The following is a 15,722-nucleotide window of genomic DNA, read 5'->3' as shown; positions in this document are numbered from 1 at the left end:
CGCGTTTCGAACATTGACAGTTGGGCAAAGTCTTGCGACGGCGCAGCTCATCTCTCATGCCCCTTACCCTCGCATGCCGAAACGATAGGAACGAGGGAATAGGAGCCGTTGCTGCATGGACGCGCGGGCAACACGAGTCGCCACGAGGGCGATTGTGCCGAATTGACATGAGGTAAGAGCGCGTTCATGTTCGAAGATAGAGACCGACAACTCGACCTGTCTGCTTTGGCCCTACTCGCGGTCACGATTTTCTTGGGATTGTCGCTGGCCAGCTATCACTCAACGGATCCCATTCAGGTTCCTGTGTTTCCGCTTAATCGGATTTATCAGCCAGACGCGCTGGTCTATCCGGCTCCAGAATCCCTTTCGAATCTCTGCGGTCAGTCAGGTGCTTTAGCAGCAGATCTGCTCTTGCGATCCTTTGGCTGGGGTGCCTACTTCCTCGTCCTTTCCTTGGCGACGCTAGTCGGATACCTGCTCTGCCGACGACAAATATCGGCACCCGTCGTCCGTATCATTGGTTGGTTTCTCACACTGATTGGTTTGACCACCATGATCTCAATTATCGGACCGGCGACTTGGACCGGCCCAATGATCGGTCCGGGAGGCTACGTGGGAGCAATTGGCAATGCGGTTTTAACCACGCACTTTGCCACCGTGGGAGGTTTGATTCTGGCCTTCAGCATCACGCTATTCGGTCTGATCCTGTGGACTGACTATGTGCTGTTCCAGATGGGCTGGCAAGTCGGAAGAGCTGCCCTCGATCGTTCTCGCGGTCGTCAAGTCAAGTCGAAGAAGAGAACCATCGAGAATGATGTTGATAATGACGTGCAAACGTTAGCGGTTCGAATCGGCGGTAAACGAGTCGAAGCCGAGCAAGAGGATTGCGACGAAGACTGGGAGGAGGACCAAGCTGCGACGGATGATTACGAAGAAGAAGAAGAAGAAGAAGAAGCCGAGCTCGAAGCAGATCAAGACGAATACGAAGAAGAGGGTGAGGAAGACGAATTCGAAGAGGAAGAACCCGCTCCAGCGCCCTCCTCTGCTGCTTCCGGACTTCGCAAATTGATGGGGAAGGCGACTCCCGCCCTACGTGTCCGAAAGGTTCCCGAGAAAGATGCTCGCGAGGAAGTGATAGAACAACTCAACGAAGCGAGCCTGCAGGAGGATACAAGAGAATATCAACTGCCCGACATCGACCTGTTAATTGAAGGTGAAGACTTCTCGTTCGACCAACAAGAAAAAGAAGTTCGGCGAAAAGCGCGCATCCTGGAAAAAACCTTCAAAGACTTCGGTTTCCAAGTCAAGGTAGTCGAGATCGAAACGGGCCCCGTCATTGCTCAATACGAAATCGAACTCGAAGCCGGACTGCGACTCTCAAGAATCACTGGCCTGGCGGACGACTTGGCCATCGCCTTGCGTGTTCCCAGTGTTCGGATCGTCGCGCCGATTCCAGGCAAAAACACCGTGGGCATCGAAGTACCCAACGAACAACGTCAGGTCGTGCGACTGCGTGAGGTGATGGAAGAATCAAACGGTCGCATTAAAAAAATGCGGATCCCATTATTCCTTGGCAAAGACGTGTCTGGGAACCCTCTGACGGTTGACCTTTCTACCCTCCCTCATCTGCTGATCGCGGGGAGAACGGGTACCGGAAAAAGTGTCTGTTTGAACGCGATCATTTCCTCGATTCTGATGACCCGTCGCCCCGACGAAGTCCGGATGCTAATGATTGACCCCAAAATGGTCGAACTAAGCGGCTATCGAACTTTGCCGCACCTGATGCATCCAGTAGTGACAGACATGCGCAAAGCCGAAGCCATTCTGGCCTGGGCCGTCGACAAAATGGAGGAACGTTACGAACTGCTTGCTCGCGCCGGAGTCCGACATATCAGCGGCTACAACCAGTTGGGCGAAGAAGAATTAATGGAACGGCTGGAATTGTCAGATGAGGAACGAGAGGCAATCCCGCTGCACTTGCCCTACATCGTCATCGTCGCCGACGAAATGGCAGACTTGATGATGACATCCGGTAAAGAGGTCGAACAACACATCATTCGCTTGGCTCAAAAAAGCCGGGCCGTCGGAATTCACTTGATCCTGGCCACTCAAAAACCAACGGTTGACGTCATCACCGGCCTGATCAAATCCAATCTACCCGCTCGCATCGCTTTCCAAGTCGCTAGTCGAACTGACAGTCGAGTCGTCTTGGACGAAATGGGCGCCGACAAACTGCTCGGAAATGGCGATATGCTGTTCCTCTGGCCAGGAACCAGCGCTCTGTTGCGTGGGCAAGGTACGTTCTTGACGGATGACGAAATCAATTCGGTTGTGGAATGCGTCAGCACGGGTGAGCAAAACTTTGTCAAAGAACTTGTTCAAATGAAAGTTGACGAACCCGATCAAGCGGTCGGCGGTGAACTCAAAAAACGAGATGACCTCTACGAAAGTGCCGTCGACATCGTCATCCGCGAAGGCCGAGGCTCCGTCTCCCTCTTACAACGCTGCCTGGGCATCGGTTACGGTCGCGCCGCGCGACTGATTGACTTCATGGCCGAAGATGGAATTGTCGGCCCCTACAACGGCTCACAAGCACGCGAGGTCGTGATGTCACTGAGCGATTGGCAACAACTCCAAGGGGGAGAGTCGGCTGAAGCCGTCGAGGAGGAAGAGCCGACAGCACTTAAGAAAAAACGCTCAAACAAAATCGTCCCCTCCCAAACCTGGGACGAATCGTCCACGCCAACCGACGCAGCTAGCGATTGCTCCGAGGACGAAGAAGAAGAGCAAACGGAGCATGAAGAAGAAACGAGTCGAAAGATCAGACGTCCTTCCGTCAAAGCCAAACTGGCAAACCAGCCAGCCGACAATGAATCCGTGCCGAACGACGTGACGAGCCAAGAAGAAGAAGAAGAAGAAGAAGAGGATCTCGTCGACGAATACGAAGACGAAGATTATGAAGTCGAGGAATACGAGTACGATGAAGAGGCCGCTGCCGACGAAGAAGGCGACGACGAGCCAGAAGGTGACGACGAGGGCGACGACGAGTACGACGAGGGCGACGCCTATGACGAAGAAGAATACGAGACCGAGAAAGCCTGACCTGTTCGCTATCGTGTCGCGACGACAATGGTTCGTTGGGGCGCCGGATGGCCCTCCAGGGTGCGAGCCGCATCGCTCGGATCAAGAAAGTCTGATAGCGAATCAAATTGCATCCAGGTTGTAGACCGCTGCTCCGCGACCGTCGTGACCATCTCATCGACGACCCGCAAGTCGGAAAATCCAGCACGCGACAACCAACCTTGGAGACAATTCGAAGTTGGCAGGAAAAAGCAGTTTCGCATTTTCGCGTAGCGGGAAGCTGGAAAAAGGGCGATCGAATCGTCTCCGGGAATCGTCAACGTCTCAATCACTAGGCTCCCGCCCGGCCGCAAATAGCCAGCCAATTGGGCCAGAAAATCCAGGGGGGAACGTTGATGATAGAGCACCCCCATGCAAAGCAAGACATCAAAGTACTGCTTCAAGTCGGGGAGCCGATCCAGCGAAACGGGTAGAAAGCGGATATTTTCGATCTGCATGTACTGCTGCAAGGCGACAAATTGAAATAAGTAACGAGCGTAAGGATCGATACCCGCCACCACTTGCGGGCACTGCGCGGCGAGTCGATACAGGTAGTATCCGTTTCCACAACCAACGTCAAGCACACGTTGATTGGTCAAAGTCGGCAGATGCGTCACGACGCGGTCCCATTTCCAATCTGATCGCCACTCGGCATCGATCAAAACATCGCCAATCTGGAATGGGCCTTTCCGCCAGGGTGCGAACTGCATGAGTGAGTCGACAAGTTGCTTTCGCTCAAGCTCACTCAGCGGCTTCGACAGTTGGGCCCTGACGACGTCGCGACAATCACAATCGACTACGCTCAAGCGAGGTAGCTCGCCCAAAGCCGTCATCAGCTCTGCCCCGATCCCTCGAGGCAGCTCCAGCCTGACTTCTGCTTCCAACGCACGCAGATCCAGCACGTCTGCCAGTTCCAGATCGGGCATGGTCGAAAACAACGACGATAAGAGATCGATGCGATTCATTTGCAAGCGTAAAACGACGCGAAGTTATAACGTTGATGCCAAATATCGACGGAGGAAAATCCAACATCGGCAAGACGCCGTAAATGCACTTCCTTACTTTCTGTCACCAGCACGTCCTCAAGCGACTGCCGTTTCTGATGGATCTCCAGATCTGAATAGCCTTGAGAACGTTTAAATGCGTGATGTCGCTCACGATAAAGCTGGTCGAGTGCTGGATTCGGTGCCGCGATTTTTTCGGTCAACAGTAACACGCCCCCATTGACCATCGCATCATAAATGCGTGCCAACAAGACGTGACGAGCTTTTACGGGGACAAACTGTAAGGTCAGATTTAAAATCACCACTGACGCCGGCTGAAAGCTCATTTGGCTCAGATCATCACAGAGCAATTTGATCGGCAAACCATCCCCACGTCGCGAAAGCTCCTCCAGCATGGCGCTTGATTGATCGACTCCACAGATCGTACCGGCCTGGGAGGCCAACCGCGACGCCACGGGAATCAAAACGGCTCCTAACGAACAGCCCAAGTCATATAAGTGGGTTTCTGGCTGAAAAGCATCGACTGCCAGCTCAATGATCTCCAGAACCACTTCGCGATAATGGGGCACGGATCGTTCGATCATGTCATCAAACACGCGCACAACCTGCCGATCGAAGACAAACGGCTCGACTTCTTCTCGGGGACTGGCGTAGATCCGGTCTTGTTTCATTGATTCTCTTTGACGTGACTGAGGAACGATAAGCAGCGAAATCGAGCTCCTGCCAATCTCGAAACTCCCACGGGCCGAGATGCTCGTTATTTAACTCGGTGGGGATCGCAGGGGGAATGGTAGGCGATCGGAGACAATTTCGCTGCAACAGCCCTCACAGCTCCGAAGCGTCACAATTGACACAACGTCTTCAACCGCCTATTCTTACAAATCAAGCGAGAATAGCCCTTATTTATCCGAGTCATGCTGTACACGGCCACTCTATCGATCGACGCCCGATTCTACCCGGTTGCCCCTATTCCTAGTGGCATTCCATGGATTGGCACGATTCGCGAATCATCGCGGGCCTGAGGGCGTTGACTGGATGTTTTGAATCATCAGCCCTGAGGCCAGACGGTCACAGGGCTTTTTTTGTCTTTGTCGTTACGGCCCGAAACAGGTCGGAGGAACTCAACCGATGCGACACATACAGATCTACGACACCACGCTTCGCGACGGGTCCCAGGGCGAAGGCATCAGCCTATCACTTCATGACAAACTCTTGATCGCCCGAAGACTGGACTCAATCGGCATCGATTTTGTCGAAGGTGGCTATCCGCTCTCCAACGAAAAAGACGTCGAATACTTCACACATTTACGCAAAAAACCTCTCTCACATGCCAAGGCATGTGCGTTTGGGATGACCCGCCGCCGCGGCAAACAAGCCGCTGAAGACCCTGGCATGAAGGCATTGGTCGCTGCCGAATCCCCCGTCATCACCCTGGTCGGCAAGACCTCTGAATTCCACGTGCGCGAAGTCTTGGGGGTAACGCTGGAAGAGAATCTGGCAATGATCGGCGAGAGCGTTCAATACCTGTGCGATGCGGGGCGCGAGGTAATCTACGATGCCGAACACTTTTTTGATGGCTGGAAACTCAATTCGAGCTACGCCGAAAAAACGATTCGAGCAGCTGCCGAGGCAGGCGCTTCGACCATCGTCTTGTGCGACACCAACGGTGGCAGCATGCCGGAAGAGATTGCTGAGCTAACGCGCAAAGCGGCGGCGGTCTCGATCCCAATCGGGATCCACTGCCACAACGATTGCGATTTGGCGGTTGCCAATTCATTGGCAGCTATCGACGCAGGGGCCGTTCAGGTTCAAGGAACAATCAACGGTTTTGGTGAACGTTGCGGTAACGCCGATTTAATTTCTGTCATTGCTAACTTAGCAGTGAAGAAAAAAGGCTACCGAATACTCAGCAAAGAGGCGATCGAGCGTTTGACGGAAATCTCGCGATATGTTTACGAAACAGCCAACGTAAATTTCCGCAGCGGCCAAGCTTTTGTCGGCCCGAGTGCCTTCGCTCACAAGGGCGGCATGCATGTGCATGCGGTAAATCGCAACGCCTCCAGCTATGAACACATCGCACCGGAGTCCGTTGGAAATGAACGCCGCGTGTTGGTCAGTGAATTGTCGGGACGATCCAATATCATTTCCAAGATGACCAAACACCAATTGGACCACGACCGCGATCTGATGGATAAGATTCTAGCCCGGGTCGTGACGCTCGAAAACGAAGGCTACCAGTTTGAAGCAGCTGAGGCTTCTTTTGATCTGCTAGTCAAGAAAACAGCCGAAACGTTTAATCCGCATTTTCGTCGGATTAAGTATCATATTGAAGTGATTGGTGATGCCGGTGAGCCGCCTCGCACGGAAGCCACGATCAAATTGAATGTGGGTGAAGAACTAAGGCACGAAGTCGCTGAAGGTGACGGTCCAATTAACGCTCTCGATGCGGCTTTGCGAAAAGCATTGAACGGAGCGTTTCCTAATCTTCAATCAATGCACTTAGTCGATTACAAAGTCCGCGTCGTCAACACCGACGCAGGGACCGCGGCCCGAATTCGCGTCTTCATCGAAAGTCGAGACGACGATAGTGTTTGGGGGACGGTCGGAGTCAGCGAAAACATTATCGAGGCAAGCTGGAGCGCTCTGGTCGACTCGTTCGAATACAAGCTGTATAAGGACGAAACGAATCAGCAATCCCAGCAAGACAAACAGGTAGCCTCCTAGTCCCCCCCTATATCACCGCGCAGTGCGACCGACGCAGCGTCGCCTCGCCGTCGCATGAAAGAAACTCATGAGCGTAGAATTCTCGGCCGAAACGCTGCCAACACGATTCGATTACAAAACAGCCCAGCAACGGCTGTCCGAGATGTGGGAGCAAAAAGGTTACTTCCACAGTGAACCCGATTCGACACGTGAACCGTTTACGATCGTGATCCCACCGCCGAACGTAACGGGAGCTTTGCATCTGGGACACGCCCTCAACAACACCCTGCAAGACGTTTTGATCCGCTATAAACGAATGCGAGGTTTTAACGCACTCTGGATGCCAGGCACCGACCACGCTGGCATTGCCACGCAAGCGGTGGTGGAAAGAAGACTGTTCGAGGAAGAAGGAAAAACGCGGCATGATCTGGGTCGCAAGCAACTGGTGGAACGAATCTGGCAATGGAAAGACGCCTACGAAACTCGGATCCTATCTCAGTTAAAGCAAATGGGGTGTAGCTGTGATTGGCAGCGAACACGATTCACGCTTGACGAGACTTGCGCTCGTGCCGTTCGACAAACATTTTTCGACCTATTCCAGAAACGACTCATCTATCGCGGCAAACGACTGGTGAATTGGGACACGTTTCTACAGACCGCCGTCAGCGACGACGAAGTATTCCATGAAACGGTCAAAGGACATTTCTGGCACTTCCAATACCCGGTTCTGAATCCGCAACCCGGCGAACCTGAATTCGTAACAATCGCCACGACACGGCCGGAAACAATGTTGGGCGATACTGCAGTGGCCGTTCATCCCGATCCAGCCGCCGCCCTGGACGCGGTGGAAAAAGAACTCCAGGAACGGTTGTTAACGGCACCGGGAAAAGATAAAGAAGGCATCGCGGCAGAGCTGGAACAAGTTCAACAACGGCGCGTTGAGATGCTGCCGCAGCTGATCCAATTGCGAGACATGGCAGTCGCAGGACGTATGCTCCAGTTGCCATTGGTTAATCGAGAAATCCCCTTGATCACCGATGAATGGGCCAAACCTCATCTAGGGAGTGGCTGCGTGAAAATCACGCCGGCTCACGATGCTAACGACTACGAAGTTGGCAAGCGAGCGGATTTGCCCATGATCAACATCCTCAATCCTGAAGGAACTTTGAACTCCAACGCAGGGCCCTACCAAGGCGACAAAATCCAGAAAGCTCGCAAGCGAGTGATCGCCGATCTGGACGAGTTAGGCTTGCTTGGTGAAATCGAAGATCGTCAGATCGATCTCGCTCACTCCGATCGGAGCAAAACACCGATCGAACCCTATTTGGCCGACCAATGGTTTGTAAAAATGAACCAATTGGCCCAGTCGGCAATGGATGCGGTCACTGACGATCGAGTCCAGATTTTTCCACCTCGCTATCGTAAAGGCTACCTCGACTGGCTCAGCGAAAAGCGAGACTGGCCCGTCAGCCGACAACTCTGGTGGGGCCATCGCATTCCAATCTGGTCGTTTACTGCCGAAAATGATGCCAATGTTTGGGCAAAGCAGTCATTCGACTTTTTGGAAACGGTCGATATCACCCAAGAGTCCCAAGCCATCGCCAGCGATTACGAAGGCAAGCTGACCGCCATCATTGGTCCCGGGGCCGCCGAGAATCAACTGTCGCTACTTGTCTGCGTCGCCGCCGATGAACCCGAAATTGAACAACAGCTAGAATCCTCTGGGCTCACGAAAGAGGACGATGTGCTCGACACTTGGTTTAGCTCGGCACTCTGGCCCCATTCGACATTGGGATGGCCGACTTCGTCGGAGCAGCTGAATTACTACTATCCAACCAGCACGCTGATCACCAGTCGTGACATCATTACGCTCTGGGTGGCTCGGATGGTATTGGCCGGTCTGAATAACATGGGTGAGATTCCGTTCCGCGAAGTCTTTATTCACCCCAAAATCCTCGACGGATATGGCGAAACCATGTCGAAGTCGAAAGGCAATGGTGTTGACCCGCTGGACGTTATCGAAAAATTCGGCGCCGATGCTTTGCGATTTGGCATCGCCTACCTGACCACGGACACTCAGGATGTCCGTATGCCCGTACAATTTGAATGCCCCCATTGCCAGTCTCTGATGGATCAAACCAAAAAGAATCGCGAGCTCCCGCGCGTTCAATGTAAAAAATGCCAAGAAGAGTTTTCGACCCAATGGGCAAGGAAGGAAGAGGATCAAGTTCTCTTGCGCGGCGCCGTCGTGAGCGAGCGATTTGAACTCGCGAGAAACTTCTGCAACAAACTTTGGAATGTTGCTCGCCTTACCTTGATCAATCTTGATGGTTACGGCTCATCCCCGGTGAGTGATGGTGATTTAGCCTTTGAAGATCGCTGGATCCTCAGTCGCCTCGCCACAGTCACCGAACAGGTAACAGAAGGACTCGAGCACTACCACTATGCCGACGCAGCCCGAACGCTCTACGACTTCGCTTGGGACGAATTCTGTAGTTTTTACGCCGAAATGGCCAAACCTCGCTTCGAGGACCCCGCGACACGGCCCACAGCGCAACGCGTGATCGCATACGTACTCGACTCGCTCCTGAGACTGCTTCATCCGATGATCCCATTCCTGACCGAAGAAGTCTGGGGATTGCTCAATCGAGTGGCACCCGTCCGCGGACTATCCGAACCGACTTTGGCATGTGAACACGTTGTCGTAGCGCCCTGGCCGACGGTCGAGAGGGCACGCCAAGACAAACAGCTCGAGGGACAATTCGCTAAATTCCAGGCAGTTCTGGGGGCCATCCGAGAAATCCGCAGCCGTCAGGGAATTCCCCCCCGAGATAAAGTCGAATTTGTTGTGCGATGCGGAGCCGAAGATAATGGCCTGCTGCAGCCGATGGAACGTTATTTTGAACGAATGGCAAATGCCCACGCCACCGGCTGGGGTGAAAAGGCAGAAATCCCGCAGACCCACGCCAAGGTCGATCTCAACGAGATGGACGTCTTCGTCGATCTCAAGGACTTCATCGATGTAGAGGCTGAAATTGAACGGAACGCGAAACAAGAAAGTAAGCTGCTGGGCATGATTTCGGGCAAAGAGAAAAAACTGAGTAATGAAAGTTTCGTGCAAAGAGCCCCCGCGGAGGTGGTCCAACGTGAGCAGGAGGGGCTGGAAACCCTCAAACAGCAGTTGGCATCTGTTCGTGAAGCACTGGAAAAGCTTCGCAGTTCGTCCTAGTTGCCCCACTCTCCAAAATGCTTGCAAGCGGGGCTGATTTTCCACAGCGATCAACCCGGCCGTCGCGATGGTCGATCTGACGCAGTAGAACGACCAAAAGCGTCAAAAGACAGTAAAAATGGAGCTCCCGGCCCGACTTCCTCAAATCGGAATCCTGCCCCTCTTCGGCCAATGCTACTTTTCTAGCTCGATGCCAAATCAATCGCCCAGTGCCCTGTTTCGCATTGAATCCACTGAGATAGAATAAGGGCAATCATTAGAGCAATTCTACGTCCGATGTCCGGAACCCAGTGACTGGGGCGATCGCGGTGGTCTGTCAGCTAGACCAGCATGATCAAGGAATCAACCAATGCCTGTGCAAATGCAGTTGTCGCGGATCATTATCAGTGAGATCAACGATCAACAAGTAATCTATCTTCGAGAGGTCGAAGGTGATCGACAGTTTCCAATTTTAATCGGCATCTTCGAAGCGACGAGTATTGATCGACGCGTCAAGGATTACCAGTCCAGCCGACCATTGACCCACGATTTGGTCGTCAACATCGTGGAACAACTCGGAGCAGAACTGGATAGTGTTGTGATCACCGAACTGCGCGACCACACCTATTTTGCCAAACTTCGTATTCGACAAGATGGCGAGTTAACGGAGATCGACTCCCGACCTTCTGACGCAATCGCAATTGCGGTCACCTGTGACCCGCCACTGCCGATCTATGTTGATGAAGAAGTTCTGGAAGAAGCCATGGAATAGGTTCGTTTTCAGTCTGCGTTTGCCCTCCAGCCTCCTGCTCCACCGATACACTCCACTTATCTACCTTGCGAAGGAATCCCTTTGACACCCGGTCAACAACTGCGTCAGGCGATTCAATCGGACACGATCCAGGTCCCCGGCGCTGCCAACGCGCTGACGGCAAGAATGATTGAGCAGTTTGGATTCGAAGCGGCCTATCTGTCGGGGGCTGCTTTTTCTGCGAGCGTCTTGGCACTACCGGACGTCGGACTTTTTACGCTCACCGAACTTGTCAATCAGACGAGTCAAATTACACGGCGAGTCAACATTCCCTTGCTGGTTGACGCAGACACCGGATTTGGTGATACGATCAACGTTGGGCGCACGATCATCGAGTTGGAAGCGGCCGGTGCGGCCGCAATCCAGCTCGAAGACCAACAACTCCCCAAGCGGTGCGGCCACCTGTCAGGTAAGACTCTGGTATCGGTGGACGAAATGTGTCAGAAGATCAAGGCCGCAACGACTGCGAGGACGGATCCTAATTTAGTGATTATCGCCCGTACGGACGCTCGTGGCGTGAGTGACTTGGCGGAAGCGTTGACACGAGCCCAACGTTATGTCGACGCTGGTGCTGACTGGATCTTTCCCGAAGCGTTGGCGAACGAAGAGGAATTTGCATCCTTTTCAGCAGCAATTGAGGTTCCCTTAGTCGCCAACATGACCGAATTTGGCAAGAGTCCGTTGTTAACTTGCGAAGAACTCGCCGAACTCGGCTATGCGGTAATCCTCTATCCCGTCACGTTGTTGCGTGTTGCGATGAAGGCATCGGAAGCCGCGCTGGGGCTCCTTGCGGCCGATGGCACTCAAAAGGATCTACTGGATCTGATGCAAACTCGCCAGGAGCTCTACGATTTATTGGAATACGACGATTACGAACAACGTGATCGAGCACAATTTGGAGACCCTGCCTGATGACGGATGCCATGTACCACCCCGGTTTGGAAGGCGTTATTGCGGGTGAGACCTCGATCAGTTCCATTGCAGACGGCCTGAATTACCGAGGTTACTCAATCGAAGATCTTGCCGATCGGGCGATGTTCGAAGAGGTTGCCTATCTCATCCTGCACGGCGAACTCCCCAAGATCTCACAACTCAAGACATTCCATCAACAACTAACCCACAACCTTCAAATCGATCCCGAAATATTTGATGTTCTGCGTCGGATTCCCAAATCGGCATCCCTCATGGATGTGATGCGGACGGGAGCGAGTCTCTTGGCCCACTGGGATTATGAGATCGGCGACAACAGCCACGAAGCCAATCTGCGTAAAAGTGCGAGAATCTTAGCAGGGCTCCCAGTGATCATGGCCGCCCGTTACCGCTTGGTGCAGGGGCTGCAGCCTTTACCACCCCAGAATGATCTTTCGCTAGCGGGCAACCTGCTCTGGATGCTCCATGGTCAGATGCCACATGAAGATCACGTTCACGCCATGGATGTGTCACTCATTCTCTACGCGGAACACGAATTCAACGCATCGACGTTCACAGCGAGAGTCGTTGCATCAACACTCTCCGACTTACATTCGTCAATCACGGCAGCGATCGGTGCGTTGAAAGGACCGCTGCACGGTGGAGCAAACGAGCGGGTACTGGATGTTCTTGCCGAAGTCGGTTCGCCGGATCGCGCCGAGGCCTGGGTCCGTCAAGCACTTGCCGACAAGCAACGGATCATGGGATTTGGACACCGTGTCTACAAAACGGGCGACCCACGAGCCAAGTACTTAAAAAGCTTGTGTGGGAAACTTGCGGTTGAGCCCGAACATCAACAATTGGAAGCAATGGCGGAAATCATAGAAACAATCGTTGTTGCAGAAAAAGGGCTGCCCCCGAACCTGGATTGGCCCAGTGCTCGGCTCTATTTCTACATGGGATTGCCGGTGGAATTGTACACGCCTTTGTTCGTTGTCAGTCGGGTCGTCGGTTGGAGTGCTCATGTGATGGAACAGTTGGAAAACAATCGCATCATTCGACCACGATCACGCTACAACGGCTCGTCCGCTCGAGAATGGGTTTCCATTGAATCCCGCTAAAGTCTCCGTCTTCGGTCGCTGACAAGCATTCCAGGCAAATCACCCGATCAATACTTTTCTGCTTTAGCGAAACGCCAATATGAAGCCAGATGGTGGATATTCAACTTGCCTCGTCGCGATTCAACTATTCGGGATGTTGCTGATGACCGGCTGTCAGCCGGCCTCTGTTTCCGACAAGACTCCGAAGGACGAAACACCGACAGTTCGCCAGCCATTACGGATTCTTGTCGTTGACGACCCCCCATTAGCAGAAGCGATCCAGAGAGAATGGAACGCTCAATCTCAAGACCCGATTCAGGTCAACCTTACCTCCGTCGAAGAGTTTCAGATCGATGCTGCCAAGCAGGCGGATCTGCTGATCTTTCCCACCTCCTGGCTAGGAATGCTTGCCGAACAACGAGCGATCCGTCCGTTACCCAAATCCGTCTTACAACCAAATTCATCAGCCGCCAAAGATTATCACTGGAATGACATTCTCCCGCTGATTCGACGGCAAGAAATCCGCTGGGGAGACGAGACCTACGCGGTTAGTTTCGGTTCTCCGCAACTGCTGCTCTTCTATCGGAAGGATCTGTTTGATAAATGGAAGCTTTCCGTTCCAAAAACCTGGTCCGAATACCAACAAGTCATTCACCAAATCGAGGAACAACTTCAAAGCGACTCAACGGCAAAAACAGTCGAGTCAGCCACTGTTGAACCGTTGGGTAAGGGATGGGCTGCTAGAACATTGCTGGCTCGATCGGCTGCCTATGCACGACACCGCAGCCAGTATTCAACTCATTTTGATTTCGCTTCGATGCGTCCACTTATTAACTCACCACCCTTTGTGCGTGCGTTCCAAGAGCTAACGGCCGCTTACGCATCGATGCCAGAATCAGCGATCGAGCAAACCCCTCACGATGTCGTGAAATCTCTCTTGAACAACCAAGCTGCCATGGGCTTGGCATGGCCTTCCGCCAGCCGCGAAGCCGCGCCGCAAAACGTTGCCCTGCGACTTGGCAATTTACCCGGTGCGATCGATGTATTCCAACCGAGCGATGGAGCATGGCAACAGCGAGAAGCGGGCATAATGCAAGTGCCTCTTTTGGCAGTCGATGGAAGGCTAGGAGCCATTTCCCGTTACGGAAACAACTCCGAATTTTCTGCCCGGTTTTTATTGTGGCTCACTGATAAACAACAAAGCCCACGAATTTCGACCCGAGGATTTCACACAACCTTGTTTCGGGAATCCCAATTGGTCAATGCTAAGATGTGGGTCGACAACCAACTTGCTGCATCTGCCAGCGATTATGCCGAAATCGTACGAACTGAACAGAGTCGGCCCCAGTGGCTGATGATGCCCCGCATTCCTGGGCAACGGCAGTATATTGAGGCACTCGACACAGCGATTCGTCAGGCTCTCACTCAACAGCAGAAAGCTCAGGAAGTTTTGGATCAAGTCTCATCGGAATGGTCAAACATCACGAATAAGTTGGGGCTCGAAAAACAGCGAAAAGCTTACCTTAGGGACATTGGTATCGAATAACGACCACACAGCAGGATTGGCATGCTAAAAAAATCCCACCCGTGGACCCGTAAGCTCCCTCGCACCTTGAGCTCCCTCGCACCTTGGGTCAAAGCTTTCAGGGATTTTAGGTGTCAAAGGCTTCGATCCCGAATTCGTCCAGATTGAGAAGGTAGGTGTTCTGACTCGGACCTCTAAGTTGATGCTCTTAGGACGCAAGCTAGGCCCCTTCCTGGCAATGGAAATCCCGGATCTCGGCAGCAGGCCCCCCCACCCCGGGTACCTATAACAATCTTTTTTCGAACGAAACGGAAGCTGCTGCCGTTGAAGGCCGGGAATATGTCGACAGTCCGGTTCTATAAGTGAGATCTCTTCACGCCAAGCACGACATTCTGGCCGTTGTAACAGAAATCTGTCACATGATTTCACGGTGACACATCCATGTCAAATCGCTCTGCTGTGACAACCTCGTGTCACATCTAACTTGTGACAATAAATTGTCATGTTTTCCTAAACCATTAATCGTGGCTAGCGTAATAACTGCATGAAACGAAAGCACTTCCGAAAACAGAGAGGCAGCCAATGGAACGTTTAAAACAAAAGATCACCGACATGATCCGGCTCGACAGCAGGTCCCATGCCGCCCTCGCACGCGAGCTTGATTGCAGCCGTTCTCTAATTTGCATGATCAGACATGGTCAATCAAAGGTCGGAGGTAGAACGCTATCCCGAGCGATGGAACTGTACGGAATCACAATTAACCTTTAGATAATGGAGAAGCAAACCGTGGACATTAAAAACCTCAAGATTGTTGGGCACATTCACCCCGAACTAGCCGATCAAGTGGCGGAATTCAATTCGCTGATCGATGTGGCTATCTCTGAATCCAACGAAGCGAAACCAAGGCCCGCAGGACTTCTGGCAACGGCAGAAGAGAAAAGAACCGTAGACGATTTGATTCATGATGCGGAGTTGATTGAGTCGTATGCAACAGTCTTATCACTGCAAACACACATCCATCGCATTGGGACGTTGTCGGCGGCGGCCTCCTTAGCCCAAGTTTGCAACGACTGTTTGACTAAGTACAGGCTTGGGACTGCAATGAGGATCGTCTTGGGCTTCAGTTTCTTAGCGATCCAGTACCCAGTGAGACTCTTTCCGGTTCCACACGGTGATATCAGTTTGCCGCGTTTTTCTTTTTGGTTGTTGAAATGTTTAACCGCGTTTTTTATTGCCCGTTTCTGATGAGGTCGTGGTTTTGCAGGCTTCGTCTTAACTTGGCGACCGGCAAGTTCGGATCGACATTTCCGGAAGAAATCTTCGTCGAGATCTCGCCATGTGT

10 protein-coding genes are annotated in these 15,722 nt (G+C 52.7%); 8 read left to right on the top strand and 2 right to left on the bottom strand.

Annotated features, from left to right (window positions below; all coding sequences use genetic code 11):
- Positions 1-186 precede the first annotated feature (186 nt).
- Entirely contained in the window at positions 187-3,102 is a 2,916-nt protein-coding gene (locus tag P8N76_09370; protein ID MDG2381873.1) for a DNA translocase FtsK 4TM domain-containing protein, read from the top strand.
- A gap of 8 nt (positions 3,103-3,110) precedes the next feature.
- Here P8N76_09370 and cmoB read toward each other — a convergent pair whose 3' ends face one another.
- Together cmoB and cmoA are read right to left on the bottom strand one after the other, a co-directional pair.
- The gene (cmoB, locus tag P8N76_09365) at positions 3,111-4,085 is read right to left on the bottom strand and encodes a tRNA 5-methoxyuridine(34)/uridine 5-oxyacetic acid(34) synthase CmoB (GenBank protein ID MDG2381872.1); all 975 of its coding nucleotides are present in this window, start codon (positions 4,083-4,085) and stop codon (positions 3,111-3,113) included.
- Positions 4,082-4,795, bottom strand: a complete 714-nt coding sequence (cmoA, locus tag P8N76_09360; GenBank protein MDG2381871.1) for a carboxy-S-adenosyl-L-methionine synthase CmoA — start codon at positions 4,793-4,795, stop codon at positions 4,082-4,084. Before cmoA ends, cmoB begins: the two co-directional genes overlap by 4 nt.
- Before the next feature lie 457 nt (positions 4,796-5,252).
- On the opposite strand from cmoA, the gene cimA reads away from it, so the two are divergent.
- The 7 genes from cimA (at position 5,253) to P8N76_09325 (ending at position 15,625) form a co-directional block, all read left to right on the top strand.
- Positions 5,253-6,848, top strand: coding sequence for a citramalate synthase (gene cimA / locus P8N76_09355; protein ID MDG2381870.1), 1,596 nt, complete (start codon positions 5,253-5,255; stop codon positions 6,846-6,848).
- Positions 6,849-6,915: 67 nt separating this feature from the next.
- Positions 6,916-10,056 (top strand): valine--tRNA ligase, encoded by a 3,141-nt coding sequence (locus P8N76_09350; GenBank protein ID MDG2381869.1) that lies wholly within the window; start codon positions 6,916-6,918, stop codon positions 10,054-10,056.
- 349 nt (positions 10,057-10,405) lie between these two features.
- Entirely contained in the window at positions 10,406-10,807 is a 402-nt protein-coding gene (locus P8N76_09345) for a bifunctional nuclease family protein (protein ID MDG2381868.1), read from the top strand.
- An 81-nt stretch (positions 10,808-10,888) separates the two neighbouring features.
- Entirely contained in the window at positions 10,889-11,758 is an 870-nt protein-coding gene (gene prpB / locus P8N76_09340) for a methylisocitrate lyase (protein MDG2381867.1), read from the top strand.
- Positions 11,758-12,876 (top strand): citrate/2-methylcitrate synthase, encoded by a 1,119-nt coding sequence (locus P8N76_09335; protein MDG2381866.1) that lies wholly within the window; start codon positions 11,758-11,760, stop codon positions 12,874-12,876. The genes prpB and P8N76_09335 overlap by 1 nt, the downstream gene beginning before the upstream one ends.
- Positions 12,877-12,955: 79 nt before the next feature.
- Entirely contained in the window at positions 12,956-14,401 is a 1,446-nt protein-coding gene (locus tag P8N76_09330) for an extracellular solute-binding protein (protein ID MDG2381865.1), read from the top strand.
- Positions 14,402-15,166: 765 nt separating this feature from the next.
- Positions 15,167-15,625 carry a hypothetical protein gene (locus P8N76_09325; protein ID MDG2381864.1) on the top strand — a complete coding sequence of 153 codons (459 nt, stop codon included), beginning with the start codon at positions 15,167-15,169 and terminating at the stop codon, positions 15,623-15,625.
- Positions 15,626-15,722 lie beyond the last annotated feature (97 nt).

Source organism: Pirellulaceae bacterium (assembly GCA_029243025.1).
GTDB lineage: Bacteria > Planctomycetota > Planctomycetia > Pirellulales > Pirellulaceae.
This window is presented reverse-complemented; position numbering and strand designations above follow the sequence as displayed.